Source organism: Flavobacterium sp. ACN6, from assembly GCF_002304005.1.
In the GTDB taxonomy this organism is placed as follows: Bacteria; Bacteroidota; Bacteroidia; order Flavobacteriales; family Flavobacteriaceae; genus Flavobacterium.
Map to the genome: position 1 here is coordinate 163,529 of NZ_MRCQ01000002.1, position 22,837 is coordinate 186,365.

Here is a 22,837-nt window from a genome sequence, read left to right on the forward strand (position 1 = left end):
ACAGATTAAAGGATTAAAATGATTTTTTTTCTCATTTTTTGTCATCCTGAGGAACGAAGGATCACATCCAATATTCCTCAAAGAGAATCGCCAATCTTTGTCGAGTTTCTTGTGTGATCCTTCGTTCCTCAGGATGACAAACAGTACGTTTAATAATGCTTAAAAAAACTTTGCGACTTCGCGAGATTAAATTTACACACTTTGCGAAGACGCACTGCAGTGCGCCTCTACAAAAAACCTTTGTCCCTCTGAACCTCTGCCTCTTTGTACCTAATTAAACCTAATTTACCAAACTTTGCGGAGACGCACTGCAGTGCGCCTCTACAAAAACCTTTATACCTCTGAACCTCTGCCTCATTGTACCTAATTAAACCTAATCTACTAATAATTGTGTCACAACCGCAGGATTCATTGCCCATTGTGCTGTATAAACCTCATCGGCAATTTCGTTTTCGGTTATTGTTAAACCTTGGGCTTCCGCTTTAAGCTGTAACAAACTACCAATATTCAATTTGCTGTTTAGTTTTGATAACAACGCCTGAACGCCTTTAAAATCCAAACCACCTACAACCTGACCTCCGAAAGTCATTTCTAACCAAACGATTTCTCTTTTGGCTACATCCAACACTCCAAAAACCAAACCTTTGGCAACATTCTGCGTTACACGAACCTGATGATCTACACACGACGGATCGTACGCTACACCAGTTTTTTCCGAAATTTTCATCGGGTGTTTACTGTTCATCCAACCTACAATTAAATTTGGCGTAATACTTCCGTTGCTGTATGCATTACAGGTAAAAGTTACAAATTTTGCGTTGGCTTTCGCCAATTCGTCGATGTTGATGTTAATATATTCGGCAGTTCCAATTTTATTCGGAATACTTCTTATATCACCACTATGCTGACAACCAGTTGTAGTCAATCGGCTGAAAGAACAAATATCTGAACTGTTTTCATAGGCAATATGACAGCTCAAATCCATATCTAAATGCTGCGCTGGCAAAGCTGCACCCCATTGCATATACAATCGCACTTCGTTTCCTTCAATTGGGAAACGGGTTCCCATTAAAGCAACTGGCAAATCCTGAACTGTATCGCTTCGATCTCCTATAGAAACCGGAATGTTAAACAATTGCGGATCAATGTACATGGTTTTGTTTGTATTAGAAACCGCTGCAAATCGTTTTATCATGGCCAAAAGACACAATTTTTCTATCTGATTTTTCATTTCTTCTAACTGAAAATCTTCGTACAATTTCAATAAACCGTTAGGTTGAATTCGCTTGTTTGTTCCGCCAAGAGGCTTCACACTTCTCTGCATATTTTTATCAAAATAATTTTGAGCATACATATTTAAAGTAAACACCAATCGAGCCGGAACTTTATCGATGATTTCTTCAAAATGTGCAATCGTTTCTTCTGCTCCAAACCATAGCATGTTCGAAAATAACGAACGTGCAAATAATCCTGGACGTTGTTTTAACAATGCAAAAGTTTTATCGGCATCAAACTTTAATCTTGATGTGTTTACTTTGCTTTGCCAAACATCATACACTTGGTTGTAAAATACATCCATTAAAAAATTCAATTTCTCGAATCCTTTTCTTTTACTGTATTCTGCCAAACGCAATGCGCGGATAAAACGAACCCACATTCCTCTTTTAGGATGCATCGTTTCGCACATCGCTTCAACATCCATATCCATAGTATTCAACCAATTTGCCACCATTAAACATTCTTTTCGGGAATATTTCAATTTCAAATCTTTTTTTGATGCAACTCTCGCCTGAACGCTCGTATCTAAAACATTGTAGAAATGCTGTCCATTTTTTGACGCACGTTTCACAATCGTTTTTGGCTCCATAATCTGAAGCATTCCTGTGTTTTTATACCATAAATATCTTAAGATATCAGTTGGTGTTTTTAAAAATTGAGATGCTTCGGCTTCTTTACCGTTTTCAATCAAAAGATCAATTACAAGCATTAAAGTTTCCTTCATTGCAACTTCTGTTTTTGGCAAAGGCAAATTTTGCATCACCATTTTTAAACTATCTACCTGTGTAGCGTCTAAAGCTGTTTTTGACTGCAATAATGATATATAGAAATCATTTAAATCTTTTTCTGTCCACAATTCAAGCATTTTTAATTTGCTTCCTTGTCCGATATTTTCCAGTTTTCCGAATTCAAACGGAGTTCCGCAGAACGGACAGCCATTGTATCTTTCTAATGGAAAAGTATTATCCGGAATAATATGACCGCATTGTAAAGTTATTCCGTTTTTGGTTTTAAAAACATTTCCGAAATAAGTTGTAATATGATCTACAACAGATTCTCCCGTTGGGATATTCCATTCTTTCACCAAAGGCGTCCAGTTTTTATCTGTCCCTAAAACTTCTCTCAGCACATCTAAAACTTCAACTTTATAATTTGGGTTTACATTGTTTAAAGCATGTAATAATGATTCGGAAACTGTAAATCCAAGTCTTGAAATATTGGCTAACAAAACTGAAGTTGTTCCTGATAAATTTTTGTTCTCATTCGCAATCATTTCTGACGGAATGAAAATGGCATTTTGACGTAAACTGATTTTTAATAATGCTGTTGTTTTCATTTTTTTAATTTTTAAAATTTAGATAATTGCGTTTCTGAGTTCTACCTAAAAGATTTTGAAGTAAGAAACACTTGACCTGAAATTGGAGTGTAATGGATTAGCTGATTCAAATTGGTTTGTGGGTTTCCCCGAGAAGTAAGCTAATCTTGACCCTCGTTTTTTATTAATGATAATTTTAAAACTTGCCGGACTCGAACCGGAAATACCAATGTCTAGAAGTAAGTTTTAATTGACCATTAATAGTGAAGCAGATGGGATTCGAACCCACGACCCGGACATTATAAGTGTACGAAGTAAGTTTAGATTGACCTTTTAAGGATAATTTCAAAACTACCTGCTCTAACCGCTGAGCTACTGCTTCATTTAAATGAGATAAAAAGGTAATGGTGTAAGTGTGTACATTGGAAAGTGTTTTCGAAGTAACTCAAACTTGACCTGTTTTATTCTTTTTCTTATTTGTATGAACGTTTGTTTTTATTTCTGAACAAAGATTTTAAAACTAGTGCGCAGTTATTTTGCGTAGTGTTTTTTCTTCTTCTTATTTTAGAAATAGTATTTGTTTTATTTCTTGAGCAAAGATTTCAAAACTACTACGCAATTATTTTGCGCAGTAAAAAAAGAATTTTAAATTTGAGAGAAAATTATTTTTAAATAATATATAAGTCCCAGAGGGACGGCATATTTATAGCTGTTTTCGTGATGTTATTTCAACAACCCCAGCGGGGTGACATATTTTATGAGTGAACATTAAAACTGGAAATGACGCTCCGTTAGAGCTTTTGAGCTTATCGTGATAAATTGTTATAGATATTTCGCTCCGCTGGAGCTATTTGATCTTACGCTAATAATTAGCTATAAATATTACGCTCGGCAGGAGCTTTCATCAGATTTAAAAAAAGACAAAATGAATTTAGAAAAAACGTATTCTGAATTACTTTTGAATATTGGCTTTTCAGTGAATGAAATTCAGAAAAACTGGATGGAATTAGAAAATGCATATTCCAAAAAATCAAGGTATTATCATAATCTTACACATATAAAAGATATGATTGCGAGTTTTGAAACGTATCGCGATCAACTTCAAAACCCTAATGAAATCTTATTTTCTATTTTTTATCATGATTTTGTGTATTCGGCTTCCAAAAAAGATAACGAACTTAAAAGTGCCGAATATGCTTTGGCAATTTTACCTAAAAATGTCAATCTAAATAGGCAATTGGTTTTTGATGCCATCTGCGCTACACAACTGCATCAGCATAATAGAATTGAAGATATCAATTGGGTAATCGATTTTGATTTGAAAATCCTAGCTAAAGGTTGGGACGATTATAAAATCTATTTTGAACAGATTAGAAAAGAATACCGCATTTATCCTGATTTTCTATACAAACCCGGGCGCGCGAAGGCATTGAAACATTTTCTGGAGAATGAATTTATTTTTCAGACAGATGAGTTTAGAAAATTGTATGAGGAAAAAGCGAGATTTAATATTGAAAAAGAATTAAGCCTTTTAGAAAGCAAAAAATAATCTCGCAAAGTCGCAGTCCCGAGGCTTCGGGAGCAAAGTTTTTATACCACAGATTAAAGGATTAAAATGATTAAAAAAAATCTGCAAAATCTGCTTAAATCTGCAAAATCTGCGTGAAACAAATCCTTTGAGCCTTTGCGCCTTTGCGGCAAAACGTCAAACTATGTCACAAAACAAAAACGCCTTAATTCGGTACAAAACGATCGATAAATGTCTGCAAAATAAATACAGACAATGGACTCTAGAAGATTTAATCGAAGAATGTTCTGAAGCTTTATTTGAATATGAAGGTCGTGAAAATCCGATCAGTAAAAGAACGATTCAAATGGATATTCAGCTGATGCGCAGTGAAAAACTGGGGTATAATGCACCGATTGTGGTTTACGATAAAAAGTATTATAAATATGAAGATGAGGATTTTTCGATAACCGATATTCCGCTGACGGAAACCGATATGAATGTTTTGACCGAAACCGTTTCGATGCTCAAGCAGTTTAAGGATTTCTCTTTGTTTAGTGATGTATCGGATATTTTACAGCGTTTGGAGGATAAAATCTACTCTGAAAAATCGCATACCAAACCCGTTATTTATTTGGATAAAAATGAGAAATTAAAAGGGCTTCATTATCTAGACGAAATTTATCAAGCGATTGTCAAAAAAGTGGTTTTGGTAATTACTTATAAATCATTCAAATCGAGAGAAGAAACGAAATTTCATTTTCATCCTTTTATATTAAAGGAATTTAATAACCGCTGGTTTTTAGTTGGAAAGAAAAAAACGTCACAGCCTATTACAAATTTGGCTTTGGACAGAATCATTTCAATTGATTATGATTTTAACCTTTCCTATTTAGAAGAAGATTTTGATGCCGATACTTATTATAAGGATGTAATTGGAGTAACGGTTAATTCTGGATTAAAAGCAAGACAAATTGAACTTTGGGTCGATGCTTCGAATGCGCCTTATGTGCTCACCAAACCATTGCACACTTCTCAGCGATTAATTAAAGAAAATGAAGACGGAAGTATTATCGTGCATTTGTTTGTGATACCAAATTATGAAATGGAAAGACTTTTATTAGGCTTTGGAAGCTGTCTCGAAATTTTAAAACCCGAAGGTCTACGAAATCGTATGAAAAAGATGCTGCAAGATGCCATTTCGCGCTACAATACTGAAGATAAAAATGAATTAAATGCATGATTTTTTACATATAACGAGATAAAACACAATTATAAAATCAGATCTTAACTTTTCATATCGCTTTTTTGTTAAAATATCAGAAAAGAATAGTATATTTCAAATAAAATAAAACCATAAAACCCTGTAAACCAAAGATTTTTTTTAACTAACCAAAAAATTAATAAAAAATTATATGCGTGCATAGTATTTTTTAATTATATTTGAAATCGATATAGTTACCTATGAAAGATAAAACAATAGATTATATTTTGAGAGCAACCTGGCAGGCTGTTTCAAGAATGTATAATGAAGAGGCTGCAAAATACGATGCTACAATGGCAACGGGATTTGCTCTTTTAAGTATGGATAAGGAAGAAGGGACTCCATCGACCGCTTTGGGCCCGAGAATGGGCATGGAAGCAACCAGCTTAACGAGAACATTAAAATCGATGGAAGAAAAAGGTTTAATTGTTCGCAAAAAAAACCCAACTGACGGCCGAGGTGTCTTAATTTACCTAACCGATTTTGGAAAAGAAAAAAGAGATTTATCTAAAAATACAGTTCTGAAGTTTAATGAGAGCGTTAGAAAACATGTTTCAGACGAAAAACTAAAACATTTTATCGAAGTTTCTGAAATCATAAACGAATTAATTCAGGATAAAAATATATTCAATCACACTAGCGCCAGCGAACTGGCGAATCAAACAGAAAACAGAGAAAATGAATAATCTTTTTTAAAAGAGAAATTCAAATTCTACCCAAAAAACAAATTTTACAAATATGAAACGCACAATTAAAAAAGTTGCTGTAATTGGATCCGGAATTATGGGTTCAGGTATAGCTTGTCATTTTGCTAATATTGGTGTTGAAGTTTTACTTCTTGACATCGTACCTCGTGAACTGACAGAAGCTGAAGCTAAAAAAGGATTAACACTTGAAAGTAAAGCCGTTCGCAACCGTGTGGTAAACGAACATTTGGCGAATTCATTAAAATCGAAACCCTCTCCTATTTACAGTCAAAAATTCGCAAGCCGAATTACAACTGGAAATACGACTGATGATATGGCAAAAATTGCCAATGTAGATTGGATTATCGAAGTTGTTGTAGAACGTTTAGATATCAAAAAACTGGTTTTTGAACAAATCGAGAAATTCCGTAAACCGGGAACTTTGGTTACTTCTAACACTTCTGGTATTCCAATTCATTTTATGAGCGAAGGAAGAAGCGAAGATTTTCAACAGCACTTCTGCGGAACACACTTTTTTAACCCTGCGCGTTACTTAAAATTATTTGAAATTATTCCTGGTCCAAAAACTTCAACTGAAGTATTGGATTTCTTAAACGAATACGGATCTAAATTTTTAGGAAAAACTTCGGTTGTTGCTAAAGATACTCCAGCGTTTATTGGAAATAGAATTGGTATTTACGGCATTCAAAGTTTGTTCCATTTGGTAAAAGAAATGGGATTAACGATTGAAGAAGTTGATAAATTGACCGGACCAGTAATTGGTCGTCCAAAATCGGCTACTTTCCGTACGGTTGACGTTGTTGGTCTGGATACTTTGGTACACGTTGCCAACGGTATTTATGAAAACTGCCCAACTGATGAGCAACATGAATTGTTTAAACTTCCTGATTTCGTCAACAAAATGATGGAAAATAAATGGTTAGGAAGCAAGACCGGACAAGGTTTTTATAAAAAAGTAGATAAAGATATTCTTTCTTTAGACTTAGATACATTAGAATACCGCGCTGCTAAAAAAGCAAATTTTGCTACTCTTGAACTAACAAAAACTATTGATAAACCAATCAATCGTTTTAAAGTTTTGGTAAAAGGAACAGACAAAGCGGGAGAATTCTACCGTAAGAGTTTCGCTGGAATGTTTGCTTATGTTTCAAACAGAATCCCTGAAATCTCAGATGAATTATACAAAATTGATGATGCCATGAAAGCTGGTTTTGGATGGGAAAATGGTCCATTCGAAATTTGGGATGCAATTGGCGTTGCCAAAGGAATTGAAATTATGAAAGCAGAAGGTCTTGAACCAGCTGCATGGGTTAACGACATGTTAGCTTCTGGAAGCGAAAGTTTCTACTCTATAAAAGAAGGAGCGACCTATTTCTATGACATTCCAACAAAATCTCAAGTAAAAGTTCCTGGACAAGATGCATTTATTATTCTGAACAACATTCGCGAAAGCAAAAAAGTTTGGAGCAATAGTGGTGCAATTATCCAAGATTTAGGAGATGGAATTTTGAATTTAGAATTCCAATCTAAAATGAATACTATTGGCGGCGATGTACTTCAAGCCATCAATAAAGCAATCGACTTATCTGAAAAAGAATATCAAGGTTTAGTTATTGGTAATCAGGCAGCGAATTTCTCTGTTGGAGCTAATATCGGAATGATTTTCATGATGGCGGTTGAGCAGGAATATGATGAATTAAACATGGCAATCAAAATGTTTCAAGACACAATGATGCGCGTTCGTTACTCTTCTATTCCAGTTGTTGTAGCACCTCACGGAATGACTTTTGGTGGTGGATGCGAAATGAGCTTACATGCTGATAAAGTAGTTGCTGCTGCAGAAACGTATATGGGATTAGTTGAATTTGGAGTTGGTGTACTTCCTGGTGGTGGTGGATCTAAAGAAATGGCTTTGAGAGCGTCTGATCTTTTCCGCAAAAACGACGTGGAATTAAACGTTCTTCAAGAGTATTTCTTAACAATCGCTATGGCAAAAGTATCGACTTCTGGTTATGAAGCTTTTGACACTGGACTTTTACAGCATGGGAAAGATGTTATTGTAGTTAACAAAGATCGTCAGATTGCCGAAGCTAAAAAACATGCTTTGCTAATGGCTGAAGCTGGATATACGCAGCCTATTAGAAGAACTGATGTTAAGGTTTTAGGAAAACAAGCGCTTGGAATGTTCTTAGTTGGAACAGATCAAATGGAAGCTGGAAAATACATTTCTGAGCACGATAAAAAAATCGCTAACAAACTGGCTTACGTAATGGCCGGTGGTGATTTATCTGAAGCGACTTTAGTATCTGAACAATATTTATTAGATATCGAACGTGAAGCTTTCTTGAGTTTATGTACAGAAAGAAAGACTTTAGAGAGGATTCAGTATATGTTAACTAAAGGAAAACCATTAAGAAACTAGAAAATAGAACAAAGAGAATAGAATATAGATTTCAGACTTAGTAAAAGTCTATTTTCTATACTCTATTTTCTATACTCTTAAAAAATAGAATAAAGAGAAAAGAATATAGATTTTGAGACAAAGTAATAGTCTATTTTCTATGATCTATTTTCTATAATCTTAAAAAAACAAAAACAAATGAAAACAGCATATATAGTAAAAGCATATAGAACCGCAGTTGGAAAAGCACCAAAAGGGGTTTTTAGATTTAAAAGACCTGACGAATTAGCAGCAGAAACCATTCAGTTTATGATGGATGAACTGCCTGATTTCGACAAAAAACGTATTGATGACGTTATGGTAGGAAATGCCATGCCGGAAGCAGAACAAGGACTTAACGTTGGACGTTTGATCTCATTAATGGGATTAAAAGTAGAAGATGTTCCTGGTGTTACTGTAAACCGTTATTGCGCTTCTGGATTAGAAACTATCGGAATGGCAACTGCTAAAATCCAATCAGGAATGGCAGATTGTATCATTGCTGGTGGAGCTGAAAGTATGAGTTTTATTCCGATGGGAGGTTACAAACCAACTCCGGATTATAAAGTTGCTGCTGCAGGTCATGAAGATTATTACTGGGGAATGGGTCTAACTGCAGAAGCGGTTGCCAACCAATACAAAATCTCAAGAGAAGATCAGGATGAGTTTGCTTACAACTCTCATATGAAAGCCTTGAAAGCCCAAGCTGAAGGAAAGTTCGACAAACAAATAGTTCCGATTACTGTGGATCAGACTTTCATTAATGAAAATGGAAAAAAAGAAACTAAATCATACGTTGTAAAACAAGACGAAGGTCCAAGAGCTGGAACTTCTATCGCTGCCTTATCTGGATTAAAACCAGTTTTTGCTGCTGACGGAAGCGTAACTGCTGGTAACTCATCACAAATGAGTGACGGTGCTGCTTTCGTTTTAATTATGAGCGAAGAAATGGTGAAAGAATTAAATCTTGAGCCAATTGCAAGACTTGTAAACTTTGCTTCTTCTGGCGTTGAACCAAGAATCATGGGTATCGGTCCAGTAAAAGCAATCCCGAAAGCGTTGAAACAAGCTGGTTTAGAATTAAAAGATATTGACTTAGTAGAATTAAACGAGGCATTTGCTTCTCAGTCTTTGGCTGTAATTCGTGAGTTAGGTTTAAATCCTGATATCGTAAACGTAAACGGTGGAGCAATCGCACTAGGACACCCTCTGGGATGTACAGGAGCTAAACTTTCTGTTCAGTTATTTGATGAGATGAAACGAAGAGGCAGTAAATACGGAATTGTTTCGATGTGTGTGGGGACTGGACAAGGAAGTGCGGGGATTTACGAGGTTCTTTAAAAAAGATAATAGAGAATAGAATATAGAAAATAGAATATAGAACATAGAATATAGAATATAGAGAATAGAGAATAGATTTTTTTTGAGAAGAAAGAGATAAGACTTTTTGAAATTACAAAATGTTTCAAAAATAATAAATAGTAATAATCTTACTTTTTATTTTAATTCTTTAACTTGACTCAAAAAACATGAGACATAATTATAAGAACTTGAAGATTTGGAAACTTGGAATTTCAATTGCTAATGATATTTCAGATTTATTGTTAGACTTTCCGAAACATGAAAGATATGATCTTAGTTCTCAAATAAGCCGATGTTCTGTTTCAATGCCTAGTAATATTGCTGAAGGTTCTTCTCGAACTGATAAATCTTTCAGTCATTTTTTAGACATTTCTCTAGGTTCTTCATTTGAACTCATTACACAATTATTGATTGCAACGCATAGAAAATATATAAACGAAACACAATTTAACCAATTAGAAATTAAAATAGAAGAATTTCAAAGAATGACAATGGGCTTCCAAAACGGCTTAAAGTAAAGTAAGCTCAGTCTAAAATCTATTCTCTATATTCTATTTTCTTTTCTCTTAAAAAAAAATAAAAATGGCAGATACAATCGAAAAAAACGTGACTCGTGGTGGTCAGTTTTTAGTTAAAGAAACAAAGTGCGAAGACATCTTTACACCAGAAGATTTCTCGGAAGAGCAGTTGATGATGCGTGACTCTGTGAAGGAGTTCGTTGACAAAGAATTATGGGCGCATAAAGATCGTTTTGAGAAAAAAGATTACGCTTATACAGAAGCTTCTATGCGTAAAGCGGGTGAACTTGGACTTCTTGGAGTTGCGGTTCCTGAGGAATACGGTGGATTAGGAATGGGATTCGTATCTACAATGCTGGTTTGCGATTACATTTCTGGTGCAACAGGATCTTTCTCAACTGCTTTTGGTGCACATACTGGTATTGGAACTATGCCAATTACACTTTATGGAACTGAGGAACAAAAGAAAAAATACGTTCCTAAATTGGCTTCTGGAGAATGGTTTGGCGCTTATTGCTTAACGGAACCAGGCGCTGGATCTGACGCTAACTCAGGAAAAACTAAAGCTGTTTTATCTGAAGATGGAAAATACTACTCTATTACAGGACAAAAAATGTGGATTTCGAATGCAGGTTTCTGCAGCGTTTTCATCGTTTTTGCTCGTATTGGAGATGATAAAAATATTACAGGTTTTATCGTAGAAAACGATCCGTCAAACGGAATTTCTATGAATGAAGAAGAGCACAAATTAGGAATTCGTGCTTCTTCTACGCGTCAGGTTTTCTTTAACGAAACAAAGGTTCCGGTTGAAAACATGTTGTCTGAAAGAGGAAACGGTTTCAAAATCGCAATGAATGCTTTAAATGTTGGTCGTATTAAATTGGCTGCTGCATGTTTGGATGCTCAAAGAAGAGTAACAACGGGAGCAGTAAAATATGCTAACGAAAGAATCCAGTTCAATACTGCAATTTCATCTTTTGGAGCTATTCGCTCTAAATTGGCTGAAATGGCAACTAGTGCTTACGCTGGAGAAAGTGCTTCTTACCGTGCAGCAAAAGACATCGAAGATAGAATTGCCGCTCGTGAAGCTGAAGGAACTTCTCACCAAGAAGCTGAACTGAAAGGTGTTGAAGAATACGCAATCGAATGTTCTATCTTGAAAGTAGCAGTTTCTGAAGATATTCAGAACTGTTCTGACGAAGGAATTCAGATTTTTGGTGGAATGGGATTCTCTGAAGATACTCCGATGGAAAGTGCCTGGAGAGATGCTCGTATTGCTAGAATCTACGAAGGAACAAATGAAATCAACAGAATGCTTTCTGTAGGTATGTTGATCAAAAAAGCGATGAAAGGCCACGTTGATTTATTAGGTCCTGCAACGAAAGTTCAGGAAGAATTAATGGGAATTCCATCTTTTGACACTCCAGATTTCTCTGAATTGTTTGCAGAAGAAAAAGGAATCGTAGCTAACTTGAAAAAAGTATTCTTAATGGTTGCCGGAAGCGCGGTTCAAAAATATGGCGCTGATTTAGATGCTCACCAACAATTATTAATGGCTGCATCTGATATCTTAATCGAAATCTACATGGCTGAAAGTACTATTTTAAGAACTGAAAAATTAGCCAAAAATAAAGGTGAAGACAAAGTTCAAGAGCAGATTGCTATGGCAAAATTATACTTGTATAAAGCTGTAGATATCGTAAACTTAAAAGGAAAAGAAGGAATTGCTTCTTTTGCTGAAGGTGATGAGCAACGTATGATGTTAATGGGATTAAAACGTTTTACAAAATACACTAATCTGCCAAATGTTGTGGCACTGAGAGAAAAAATTGCAGAAAAATTAGTTGCAGAAAATTCATACTGCTTCTAATATAAAATAGTTTTTAGCTTTTAATTTGTTTAAACCCGCGCAAGTCCGAAACTGTGCGGGTTTATTTTTTTTCTTATGCTACATGCAATCCGCAATATTTTTGCAACGATTTGCAAAATTTTCGTTAAAATTACTTTTTTATAGTTATTAAAAGCTGAATATTGAATGAATTGCTTTAATTTTAGCATTCTAAAAACGCTAAAAAACAAATAATGAAACACATTACTCTAATCGCATTATTTTTAATGTGCTTTGGTATCTCCAATACTTATGCGCAGAAAAGTAAAAAAATGGACATTATTGCCTATTATACAGGCGATTCTAAACTTATTGATGAATACGAAGTAGGTAAACTAAATCAGATTATATTTAGTTTTCTTCATTTAAAAGATGGAAAATTAACTGTCGATTCTGAAAAAGATTCCATTACTATTAAACACTTAGTTTCTTTAAAAGCTAAAAATCCGCAGTTAAAAATTATTTTATCTCTTGGCGGCTGGGGTGGCTGCGAACCATGCTCTGCTGCATTTTCTACTGCTGAGGGGCGTTTGAAATTTGCTAAATCTGTAAAAGAAATCAGCGATTCTTATAAAGCAGATGGTTTAGATTTAGACTGGGAATATCCTGCGATTGAAGGACTTCCTGGACATTTGTTTCAAGCTGTTGATAAACCAAATTTTACTGAATTAGTAAAAATACTTCGTTCAACATTAGGCAAAAAATACGAATTGAGTTTTGCTGCAGGTGGTTTCCAAAAATATTTAGATGAATCTATTGATTGGAAAGCTGTAACTCCATTAGTTAATCGTATTAATATTATGAGTTATGATCTAGTAAACGGATATTCTAAAGTTACAGGACACCACACTCCATTATACAGTACAAATCCAAATCAAGAATCTACAAACAGAGCTGTTGAATATCTACTAAAACAAGGTGTTCCATCTGAGAAATTAGTTATTGGAGGCGCATTCTATTCTAGAACTTGGAAAAATGTAGAGAATATCAATAATGGTCTTTACCAGCCTGGTGAACATATTGAAGGTGTAAACTTTAAAAACTTTGCTTCAACTTATACAGAAGCAAATGGCTGGAAATATTTTTATGATGAAAAAGCACAAGCACCATATTGGTATAATGCAGCTACAAAAACTTTCGCAACATCTGACGATCTTAAATCTATCAAAGCTAAAGCAGAATATGTGAAAGCTAAAAAACTAGGAGGAATTATGTTTTGGGAACTTACATTAGACAGTTTCCGTGACGGAATGGTAAATGAAATTTACAAAGTAAAAACAGCAAAATAATTTTGCTAAACCACATAATAAAAGGCAGTTATCTAAAAAATAACTGCCTTTTCTATTTTATATAATGACTCAGTTTTATTGAACTTTTGACTTATCCAATTCTCCAATAAACGGAATCGCTTCTAAAGTTTCACTGCGAATAATGGTTTGGAGATAAACTTCCAACTGTATAAATTTAGCTGCATTTATAGGGCCAATCGCTTTTTTGGCTTGACCATAAGTTTTAGAGTATAATTTTTCATAATCTATATGATTTTTCAAAGTTCCTTTTGCCAATTCATCTGCTTTAGCATCAGTTAAAGTATCATAATTAGCTGCATAATCATTTATTAATTGAAATTTAGTTTGTCCGAGGGCTTTACGCTTTGTTTCGTATTCATCATAAACTTTAGTAAAAGCAGCGGTTTGTGCATCTGAGAGATTCATGTACTGTTTTACAAGTTCACTTTTAGATTTTCCGTAAACACTTTGTAAAACATCAACATCTTCTTTGAATGAAGATTGCGCATAAGATGAAAACATGGCAGTGGCCATAATAAAAATAAGACTTAATTTTTTCATAGTTATAATTTTAAATTTGTTTCTAAATAATTATACATTCTAAAATATATTGATTTTTAAAATCGTAATTAAAAAAATGAGGCCGTTCAATTTTTATCCTTTACTTCTTCAGATTTTGGAGCATTTAGTACTCCATCATAACTAATCGCCGCCCTGTTATTGCTATTTACATTTAATGTGGCACTTCCATTATAAAAAACAGTAAAAGTTAAATCATAAGTATCCGTCCTTCCGCGCACTGTCGCTTTAAGAACAGTATTATTCTTCTTATTTTCAACTTTTATATTTGTTGGTTTTCCTTCAAATTTAATTCCACCGTCACTATTATATCCAACATTAAAACCGCGTCCAAAAAAAGGAAGATCGCAAGTTGTATTGTCGGTATTAAAATTCAAGAAATAAGTACTGTAATCGAGCTGAATTAATCTGCCACCTTGAGGCGTAACTTTCTGTGCTTCAAAAACAAAATTTTTCGCATCAAGAAGCGCTTTAATTTCATTTTTCTTATTGAGTTCTCTTTCTTCTTTGAGTTGTTTTTTTGTTTTTTCCTGTGCTGCAGCTGAAAAACTTAAAACAGCAAAAAACAGAGTCAAAACAGATAATTTAGCTTTCATATAACTATTTTTTAGTAAAACGCATCATAGCAATATCTCCAGAAATAAAATTCAAAGTTTTTCCGTCATCCGTAATATCGTATGAGGTTATTTTTTGAAGTGTACTCATATAAGTCTGCTCACCTTGCTGTCCGTCCATGCACATCATTTTTGTCACGGCCATTGGCTGCGTAAAATCAATTTTATTTCCGTTTACAACCAGCTTTCCTGTGTAGGAGTTACAACTATTATTTCCAGAAACTTGATTTTCTTTCGTATTAAAAACTATTGTTGGCTTTTTATTTGGATACAAACCTTCAAAAGTAATTCGGGGACCAGTGATATAATTTAGTTCCCAAGTTCCGTCGAGTTTCGAAACTGCATCGCTTTTTTTACATTTAAAAATATTGCAGGAAAGTACTATTGAACTAAGGAAAACGAGAATTAAAATCTTTTTCATCATGACATTAAGAATTAAATGTGAGCGAATTAGAGAAGTTTGGTTTCAGAAATTATTCGTTAAAACCCTTACGAATTTAAGCAATATTTTTGGGTTTTGTGCTCAATCGATTGTATTTTATAACGTATAGTTTGACTTTTTTTTAACTTTTAGAGTTAAAGTAATCCGTTATTTTATGTTAAATTTACTTAATCTTTAATTAAAATACCCATAGATATGAAAAAACTAATCGTTTCTTTCGCTATAATTACAGCCGTAATCATTGGCTGTAAGACCAATACAAAATCTGGTGATGCCAAAACTTTGACTGTTGCATTAGAACCAAAAAGTAACAGTACTGTTGCCGGAACTGCTGTTTTTACAGAAAAAAATGGAAAAGTGACTTTTACAGCAAAAATGACTGGATTAAAACCAGGTGTTCACGCAATTCACATTCATGAAAAAGCAGATTGTACTGCTGCCGATGGAAGTTCTGCTGGAGGACACTGGAATCCTACCTTTAAAAAACACGGAAAATGGGGAGTTGGAGAATATCATAAAGGTGATATCGGAAACTTTACTGCTGATGCAAAAGGTAACGGATCTATAACTTTTACTACTGACGAATGGTGTGTAGGTTGTGGAGATTCTAACAAAGATGTTTTAGGAAAAGGCCTAATTGTACATGAAGGAACAGATGACTTTACAACGCAGCCAACCGGAAATGCCGGCGGAAGAGTTGCTTGTGCTGGAATTATCAAATAAGAAAACCATAATAACCACTATTTTTAACAAAATCTAGTGGTTATTTCATTTAAAACTAATTCTAAAACAAGAAAAAGACATAGCTTTGCATCAGCAAAATTAAGTCAATGATTAACCCATCAGCACCAGGCTGGATAGATAAGTTTTTTAGTGAACAGAAGTTTTCAGAAGCTATCCCTTTTGAGACTGTAGATTCCTTTTACTATAAAGTAAGAGAAACGGGCTTTATCTATGGTCATATTATTGCTATTGATTCGCAGTTTCCTATTCCGATAAAAGGCTGGTTTAAAACCGAAATTTCTAAGACAGCTTTACTCAACACTCTTTACCATGTTTTTTGTTTAGAGAAAAGAAATTCGGAACCTAAAAATTTTATTTCAGAAGTTTTAAAGTTTTACAAACAAATGAATCCAGAGGGATTTAACTTGTTTAAAATTTTACTTCCAAAAGACACTCCTTCCCTTTCGCTGGAAACTATTATTGATCAAAGAGTTCAAACGAACGACAGTATCATCAGCAAAAACTTTTCGCATTTAGTAACCAATGCTTTGCTTTTTATTGATGTTTTGGCTTTTAGACAATATTTAGCTCACGGCGAAATTCCAGAGAAATATTTAAAACGTATTGAAGAAACGGTACTTGGTATTGTTGGTTTGGCACTGAAAACCAAAACAGTAAAATCAGTTCACGACGATTTATTGATTAAGTTGTTTGAAGCTTCTATACGTTATTCGAAATTCTCAAAAGTTACGGTCGAAACTTTAGAAACACTTCAACTAGATTATTTCAGCAACAAACTAGAACAGTATTACTTAATAGATATGGCTGGAATGGCACTTTGGAGCGACGGCGTTGTTGAAAATGAAGAAGCCTACTTTCTGTATTCTTTAGGTTCGATGATGGGTGTTACGGATGAATTTACAGCCAAAAGTATTGCGACTACAAATACTTTTATCACCACTCATAAAAGTAAAATTCCATACTTTAACTACTCGAATCCTGTTAAACATTTCTACGATCAAATGACGCACAGCGTTATAAAATTGATTACAAGAAACAAAAACAGATTGGTAAGAGAGATTATGCAGAGTAAAGAACTTGTTGTGCTCCTTGCCTATTCTACAACAAGAGATTTGGATGCAAAGGAAAAGAAGAAAGTAAAAAAACAGCTTTTGGATATTTGCAAAACCATTCCGTCACTGACTATATTTTTACTTCCTGGAGGAAGTTTATTATTACCGATATTAATTAAGTTTATTCCAACAATGCTTCCATCTGCATTTAATGAGAATTTAGACGAAAACGAATAAAAAAAAATCGCCCTTAAGGCGATTTTTTTATTTCTTATAGATTACTAAGCTGGTAAACTTCGTCTAATTCATCATTCGAAGCAATATTTACATTTAAATCGGTTACAAAACCAGAATTTAAACCATAAACCCATCCGTGAAGCATTAAATCCTGACCATTTTTCCAAGCTCCCTGAACAATTGAAGTTTTGGCTAAATTATAAACTTGCTCTTTAGCATTGATTTCTACAAAAGCGTTAAAACGCTCCGTTTCATCTTCAATTGAATTTAAATATTTATCGTGCAAACGGTATTCATCTTTAATGTGGCGAATCCAGTTGTCAATAATTCCAACAGACATATTTCCCATTGCTGCTTTTACACCTCCGCATCCGTAGTGCCCGCATACAATAACGTGTTTTACCTTTAATACATTTACTGCATAATCCAGTACACTCAGCATATTCATATCAGAATGTACAACCATGTTTGCAATGTTACGGTGAACAAAAACTTCACCTGGCTTTGCACCTACGATTTCGTTTGCTGGAACACGACTGTCAGAACATCCAATCCATAATAATGGTGGTGACTGTCCTTTTGCTAGATCAGCAAAATAATTTGGATCTAAAGCCAATGAATTCTCAACCCACTTTTTATTGTTTTCTAATAACTGCTCATAAAACTTTCTCATTTTTTTTATTTTTTGCGTGGTAATTTCTAAGTTATAATAGTCTCAAAAAATGAACTTGTTGTAAAGTTACCTAAATTTAGACATTTTTTCTGCCTCAGAAAACCTATTTTTTTTATTCTCCTTTAACAACTTCTTTTTGAACTACTTCTCGTTTTGCCACATCATAATAATGCTCGATAGTAACGTGGTTGCTATTATCAGGCGTGTTTTCTAATTCGTATGCCGCTTTAAAACCTTTTAGTTTTACTTTGATATTTTCATCAATTGCTCTGGTTTCTTTAAACTCACGAATCAAATCTAAAACATCGTGTGCAATGTATTCGGTATCATGTGCATTGATAATTACTTTTGAATTTTCAGGAATTTCACTCAGCGTCTGCTTAATCGCAGCTTTATTTAAAAATGAAACTTCCTGCGCTAGATCGATGTGGATAATATCGCCATCTTCATATTGTTCTTTTTTGAAGACATAAGCTCTTTTTAAGTTTCCTCTCAAAACAAAAATAATACTAATAACGATTCCTAACGCAACACCTTTTAGCAAATCTGTCGCAACAACAAAGACCAAAGTTGCAATAAAAGGTACAAACTGGTATTTCCCCTTTTCCCAGAAATGCATAAAGGTTGCTGGTTTTGCTAATTTATATCCAACCAAAATTAAAACCGTCGCCAATGTTGCCAAAGGAATTTTGTTCAAAATTGCTGGAATTGATAATACACTTATTAATAAAAGTACACCATGAATAATGGCAGACATTTTAGATTTTGCCCCAGCATTGTTATTTGCTGACGAACGCACCACAACAGATGTCATAGGAAGACCTCCTAATAGAGAACTTATTATATTACCAATACCTTGTGCTCTAAGCTCAACATTCGTATTGGTATATCTTTTTTGAACATCCATTCTGTCAGAAGCTTCAATACATAAAAGTGTTTCAATAGAAGCGACAATGGCAATTGTAACAGCAACTACCCAAACCTGCGGATTTGAAACTGCAGCAAAGTTTGGTGTAATTATAATTGATTTAAATTCATCAAAAGATTTTGGAACTGGCAAAGAAACCAAATGTTCTTTTGCAATTGCCAAAGTGCTTCCTGTTGATACAAATATTTCGTTTAAGACTACTCCAGCGATAACTGCAACTAGTGCACCTGGAACTAATTTTATTCTTTTTAGAAAAGGAACTCTATCCCACGCTAATAAAATGGCTAATGAAACCGCAGAAACAACTACAGCTCCTAAATGAATATGATTTAAAACATCAAACAAAAATGAAAAAGAATTACTTCCGTCATTTTGTATAAATGCCTGATCGCCTTCAAAATCGGCATCGTAGCCAAAAGCGTGAGGGATTTGTTTTAAGATGATTATAATTCCAATACCCGCCAGCATTCCCTCAATTACATTTGTTGGAAAATAGTTCGATATACTTCCGGCTTTTAAAAATCCTAATGCTAATTGAATAATTCCAGCAATAAAAACAGACATTAAAAATACATCGAACGCTCCAAAATCGGTAATTGCGGTTAAAATAATAGCTGTTAACCCCGCAGCTGGACCTGATACACTAATGTGGGACTGGCTTAAATATCCTACGATAATACCACCCACGACACCAGCGATGATTCCAGAAAATAATGGTGCTCCAGAAGCCATTGCAATACCTAAACACAATGGAAGAGCCACCAAGAAAACCACTAAACCTGAAGCAAAATCAGATTTAAGGTTGGCAAAAAGATTGATTTTTTTTGTCATAATACAACACTAAAAAAATTATTCATTAAAGATTTACCCCATTTGTTCAAAATGCGGCTAAAGATCAAAATAATCGGAAGTATTATGCTATGTTGGGAGGTGGAGCAAATATGCTCGGAGAAATATTGTCAAGTTTTACAATATTTTCAGATAGGATAGTTTTTTTCTCGATATAAACCGAAATAATAACTTCATGCTCAAGAATTGACGGATGCATTACATTTTTAAGCTCTTTATGCACTTCTTCTTCAGCTATACTAAAAGATACAGCCGTATTATTCCCTTTCTTTATCGCCTGAACAATCGTCGGGGTCGATAAGAAAGCAATAAATATGAATAATAATATGCGAGCTAGTAATTTCATCGAAACAAAAATAGCGTTAAACAAATAAAAACAAAGCGATTTTCATAGAAATTTAACATACACAAAAAAGCAGAACGCAATTTTAATGCCGTTCTGCTTTTAATTCATTAATAAACAATATTTTAAAGAGTCTCTTCTAACCAAGCATTCATCATCCAAATTGTTTTTTCCTGCTCAGCAATGAAGTCACTCATCATAGAATTGGTTCCTTCATCATTAATTTCATCAGATCTGTTTAATATCTCTCTTTCAATTTTAAGTAAATCTGATAGAGAGTTAACAATTAAATGAACAGCTTTTTCATCATTCGAAATGTTTTTACCAACAGCTAATTTGTTGTTTTGAATATAGTCTTCAAAAGTATGCAATGGTGTACCGCCAATTGTCAAAACTCTCTCGGCTATCATGTCTATTTTTAGTTGTGCATCTGTGTATAATTCTTCAAATTTTACGTGTAAGTCAAAAAAACGTTTTCCTCGAATGTTCCAGTGAATTCCTCTTAAGTTTTGATAATACACTTGAAAGTTTGATAATAACACATTCAATTCTTTTACTAATAATTCTGATTCTTTTACAGGTAATCCTAAAATATTTGTTTTCATAATCTAATTTTTTACACCAATTTACTACAAATTTAAAGTAAGTTTGATAATTTTTACATAAATAAAAATTATATTTTCTTATTTTTGCATCAAAATTTACTATTGATATGACTATAACTCAATTACAATATGTGTTAGCAGTTGCTGAGCATAAAAACTTCACACTTGCTGCAGAAAAATGCTTTGTAACGCAGCCAACGTTAAGTATGCAGATCCAAAAGATTGAAGAAGAACTTAATATATTAATTTTCGACAGAAGTAAAAAACCAATTCAGCTTACTGATATTGGTCAAAAAATAGTGAATCAGGCCAAAAATATCGTAAACGAGGCAGATCGTATAAAAGATATTGTAGAACAGCAGAAAGGTTTTATTGGAGGAGAATTTCGTTTAGGCATTATTCCAACCATCATGCCTACTCTACTGCCCATGTTTTTAAATAATTTCATTAAAAAATATCCGAAAGTAAAACTCTTAATTGAAGAGCTTAACACAGACGAAATTATTCTAAAACTAAAAAACGGACATCTAGATGCTGCGATTGCAGCGACACCGCTTGAAGATGAAAAAATTAAAGAAATTGTTTTATATTTTGAGCCATTTGTAGCGTATATTCCTGAGCATCATGCTAGTTTTCAAAAGGAGGAAATCGAAGTTGCCGATTTAAATTTAAATGAAATTCTGCTGCTCCAAGACGGTCACTGTTTTAGAGACGGAATTCTGAATTTGTGCAAAAATGGATCTGACGTCGAACAAAATAATTTCCAGATTCAAAGCGGTAGTTTTGAAACCCTGATTAAATTGGCAGACGAAGGCCTTGGCACAACGTTACTTCCGTACTTGCACACCTTAGACTTAAAAGATTCCGACAAACTGAAACTACGAAATTTTAAGGAACCAAAACCAGCTCGAGAGGTAAGTTTGATTTACCCAAAGAGCGAATTAAAAATGCAGATTATTGACGCAATCAGATCTACAATTGCCGGCGTTGTAAAAGGCGCAATTGTTTTTCAAAATGTACAGATCATAAGTCCGCTACAAAAAAAATAGCCATAAAAAAGGAGCCAATTGGCTCCTTTTTTTATACTTTAATTAGCTGCAGACTTTGTTTTAATTCTGGTTTTTCAATAATAAAATTTAATAACCATTCTTGCAATTGTTCCATTTCGTATGGTAACAGCGTTTTGATAGCTTTTTCTAACTCTTTGCAGAAAAGTACCGGGTCGAAACTTACTCTCTCAAGTATTGATTTCGTGTAATCAAACATCATTTTTGACATAATAAAATAAGATTTTCGGGGGTTATCTATTTTTTAAACTCGCAACAAATGTAAACAAATATCATTCATAAGCATCTATTTTAACTTATTTTTTTAAAAAATTTAGCAACGAAACCGTTTTCTTAAAACAAATAAATCAATATAGAACAATTCTAAATAATTCATTTAAACCATTTTAGTTGCTCTAAACATTTCTCTTTTTCCTGGAGGACCTGCCAATTTTTCTACAGTAAACCCAACTTCGATCATGCTTCTTTTAACAACTCCGCGGGCTGCATAAGTCACAAGAACTCCATTTGGTTTTAAACTATTATACATTTTCTGAAAAATTTCAGTACTCCAAAGCTCCGGCTGCACTCTATATCCGAAGGCGTCAAAGTAAATCAAATCAAAAATTTCAAAATCGTTTATTTCGTGAAAAAATTGTTTCCTTTTGGTTAACGAGAACCGATCGCAAATTTCTACCTTTTTTCCCCATTCACTTTTATGCATTTTTTCAAAAATGTTCTCAAATTCCAATGCTTCAAGTTCTGCAGTATAATTCATTTCTAAAATTTCATCAGCATCTACTGGATACGCTTCTACTCCGACGTAATCAATATTTTGCTGTTTTCGAACAGACTCCAGAAAAGTAATAAATGCATTTAAACCTGTTCCAAAACCAATTTCTAGAACACTTATAGGTTTATCAAATAATGAAAGTCCGTTTTTTATAAATACATGTTTTGCTTCCTGAATGGCACCATGTCTAGAATGGTAACATTCGTCCCATTCTGGCAAATGAATTGTAGTTGAGCCGTCTAACGTTTTAATTATTTCCCTTTTCACTTTTTTCGAAATTTACAATAGCTTTTTGTTGATTTACAAGCCATTTTAATATTCAAATTTAGTCAAATCTAATGCGTAAAGCCTTAAAAATCGATAG

General features: G+C 33.9%; 21 protein-coding genes and 1 tRNA gene. 11 read left to right on the forward strand and 11 right to left on the reverse strand.

Going from position 1 to position 22,837, the window contains the following annotated elements; all coding sequences use genetic code 11:
• Nucleotides 1-373: 373 nt before the first annotated feature.
• Complete coding sequence (locus BSF42_RS03655) at nucleotides 374-2,614, reverse strand: hypothetical protein (protein ID WP_095951771.1); 2,241 nt, start codon at nucleotides 2,612-2,614, stop codon at nucleotides 374-376.
• Nucleotides 2,615-2,857: 243 nt separating this feature from the next.
• A tRNA-OTHER gene (locus BSF42_RS22375) sits at nucleotides 2,858-2,975 on the reverse strand.
• 543 nt (nucleotides 2,976-3,518) lie between these two features.
• On the opposite strand from BSF42_RS22375, the gene BSF42_RS03665 reads away from it, so the two are divergent.
• The 8 genes from BSF42_RS03665 to BSF42_RS03700 all read left to right on the forward strand — a co-directional run bounded on the left by BSF42_RS03665 (nucleotide 3,519) and on the right by BSF42_RS03700 (nucleotide 13,568).
• Nucleotides 3,519-4,142, forward strand: a complete 624-nt coding sequence (locus BSF42_RS03665) for a hypothetical protein (RefSeq protein WP_095951773.1) — start codon at nucleotides 3,519-3,521, stop codon at nucleotides 4,140-4,142.
• A 163-nt stretch (nucleotides 4,143-4,305) separates the two neighbouring features.
• Nucleotides 4,306-5,343 carry a YafY family protein gene (locus tag BSF42_RS03670; RefSeq protein ID WP_095951774.1) on the forward strand — a complete coding sequence of 346 codons (1,038 nt, stop codon included), beginning with the start codon at nucleotides 4,306-4,308 and terminating at the stop codon, nucleotides 5,341-5,343.
• Nucleotides 5,344-5,564: 221 nt separating this feature from the next.
• Nucleotides 5,565-6,050 (forward strand): MarR family winged helix-turn-helix transcriptional regulator, encoded by a 486-nt coding sequence (locus tag BSF42_RS03675; protein ID WP_095951775.1) that lies wholly within the window; start codon nucleotides 5,565-5,567, stop codon nucleotides 6,048-6,050.
• A gap of 52 nt (nucleotides 6,051-6,102) precedes the next feature.
• Nucleotides 6,103-8,493, forward strand: coding sequence for a 3-hydroxyacyl-CoA dehydrogenase/enoyl-CoA hydratase family protein (locus tag BSF42_RS03680; RefSeq protein ID WP_095951776.1), 2,391 nt, complete (start codon nucleotides 6,103-6,105; stop codon nucleotides 8,491-8,493).
• A gap of 177 nt (nucleotides 8,494-8,670) precedes the next feature.
• Nucleotides 8,671-9,852, forward strand: coding sequence for an acetyl-CoA C-acyltransferase (locus tag BSF42_RS03685; RefSeq protein WP_095951777.1), 1,182 nt, complete (start codon nucleotides 8,671-8,673; stop codon nucleotides 9,850-9,852).
• A gap of 188 nt (nucleotides 9,853-10,040) precedes the next feature.
• On the forward strand, nucleotides 10,041-10,391 hold the full coding sequence (locus BSF42_RS03690; protein ID WP_095951778.1) for a four helix bundle protein: 351 nt from the start codon (nucleotides 10,041-10,043) through the stop codon (nucleotides 10,389-10,391).
• A gap of 64 nt (nucleotides 10,392-10,455) precedes the next feature.
• Nucleotides 10,456-12,261 carry an acyl-CoA dehydrogenase family protein gene (locus tag BSF42_RS03695; RefSeq protein WP_095951779.1) on the forward strand — a complete coding sequence of 602 codons (1,806 nt, stop codon included), beginning with the start codon at nucleotides 10,456-10,458 and terminating at the stop codon, nucleotides 12,259-12,261.
• Nucleotides 12,262-12,473: 212 nt separating this feature from the next.
• The gene (locus BSF42_RS03700; protein WP_095951780.1) at nucleotides 12,474-13,568 is read left to right on the forward strand and encodes a glycoside hydrolase family 18 protein; all 1,095 of its coding nucleotides are present in this window, start codon (nucleotides 12,474-12,476) and stop codon (nucleotides 13,566-13,568) included.
• Nucleotides 13,569-13,643: 75 nt separating this feature from the next.
• On the opposite strand, the gene BSF42_RS03705 is transcribed toward BSF42_RS03700, so the two are convergent.
• The 3 genes from BSF42_RS03705 to BSF42_RS03715 form a co-directional block, all read right to left on the reverse strand.
• Complete coding sequence (locus tag BSF42_RS03705) at nucleotides 13,644-14,129, reverse strand: hypothetical protein (protein WP_095951781.1); 486 nt, start codon at nucleotides 14,127-14,129, stop codon at nucleotides 13,644-13,646.
• 86 nt (nucleotides 14,130-14,215) lie between these two features.
• Nucleotides 14,216-14,743: a DUF4251 domain-containing protein gene (locus BSF42_RS03710; protein ID WP_095951782.1), complete on the reverse strand. Its 528-nt coding sequence runs from the start codon at nucleotides 14,741-14,743 to the stop codon at nucleotides 14,216-14,218.
• A 4-nt stretch (nucleotides 14,744-14,747) separates the two neighbouring features.
• Entirely contained in the window at nucleotides 14,748-15,185 is a 438-nt protein-coding gene (locus BSF42_RS03715) for an META domain-containing protein (protein WP_095951783.1), read from the reverse strand.
• Between the two features lie 213 nt (nucleotides 15,186-15,398).
• Between BSF42_RS03715 and BSF42_RS03720 the strand changes: the two genes are divergently transcribed.
• Nucleotides 15,399-15,926 carry a superoxide dismutase family protein gene (locus BSF42_RS03720; RefSeq protein WP_095951784.1) on the forward strand — a complete coding sequence of 176 codons (528 nt, stop codon included), beginning with the start codon at nucleotides 15,399-15,401 and terminating at the stop codon, nucleotides 15,924-15,926.
• Nucleotides 15,927-16,033: 107 nt separating this feature from the next.
• Nucleotides 16,034-17,236: an LETM1-related biofilm-associated protein gene (locus tag BSF42_RS03725; RefSeq protein ID WP_095951785.1), complete on the forward strand. Its 1,203-nt coding sequence runs from the start codon at nucleotides 16,034-16,036 to the stop codon at nucleotides 17,234-17,236.
• A gap of 34 nt (nucleotides 17,237-17,270) precedes the next feature.
• Here the strand turns inward: BSF42_RS03725 and can are convergent, their stop codons facing one another.
• From can to BSF42_RS03745, 4 genes are all read right to left on the reverse strand, one after another.
• Nucleotides 17,271-17,909, reverse strand: coding sequence for a carbonate dehydratase (gene can / locus BSF42_RS03730; RefSeq protein WP_095951786.1), 639 nt, complete (start codon nucleotides 17,907-17,909; stop codon nucleotides 17,271-17,273).
• A gap of 112 nt (nucleotides 17,910-18,021) precedes the next feature.
• A complete protein-coding gene (locus tag BSF42_RS03735; protein ID WP_095951787.1) occupies nucleotides 18,022-19,668 on the reverse strand; it encodes a SulP family inorganic anion transporter in 1,647 nt (548 codons plus the stop codon).
• Nucleotides 19,669-19,750: 82 nt separating this feature from the next.
• Nucleotides 19,751-20,032: a hypothetical protein gene (locus tag BSF42_RS03740; protein WP_253250971.1), complete on the reverse strand. Its 282-nt coding sequence runs from the start codon at nucleotides 20,030-20,032 to the stop codon at nucleotides 19,751-19,753.
• A 122-nt stretch (nucleotides 20,033-20,154) separates the two neighbouring features.
• Nucleotides 20,155-20,634 carry a Dps family protein gene (locus BSF42_RS03745; RefSeq protein WP_095951789.1) on the reverse strand — a complete coding sequence of 160 codons (480 nt, stop codon included), beginning with the start codon at nucleotides 20,632-20,634 and terminating at the stop codon, nucleotides 20,155-20,157.
• A 107-nt stretch (nucleotides 20,635-20,741) separates the two neighbouring features.
• Between BSF42_RS03745 and BSF42_RS03750 the strand changes: the two genes are divergently transcribed.
• Complete coding sequence (locus tag BSF42_RS03750; RefSeq protein ID WP_095951790.1) at nucleotides 20,742-21,683, forward strand: LysR substrate-binding domain-containing protein; 942 nt, start codon at nucleotides 20,742-20,744, stop codon at nucleotides 21,681-21,683.
• 31 nt (nucleotides 21,684-21,714) lie between these two features.
• On the opposite strand, the gene BSF42_RS03755 is transcribed toward BSF42_RS03750, so the two are convergent.
• Together BSF42_RS03755 and mnmD are read right to left on the reverse strand one after the other, a co-directional pair.
• Entirely contained in the window at nucleotides 21,715-21,912 is a 198-nt protein-coding gene (locus BSF42_RS03755; RefSeq protein ID WP_057116701.1) for a hypothetical protein, read from the reverse strand.
• Nucleotides 21,913-22,077: 165 nt separating this feature from the next.
• Nucleotides 22,078-22,740, reverse strand: coding sequence for a tRNA (5-methylaminomethyl-2-thiouridine)(34)-methyltransferase MnmD (gene mnmD, locus BSF42_RS03760; protein ID WP_095951791.1), 663 nt, complete (start codon nucleotides 22,738-22,740; stop codon nucleotides 22,078-22,080).
• Between the last annotated feature and the right edge of the window lie 97 nt (nucleotides 22,741-22,837).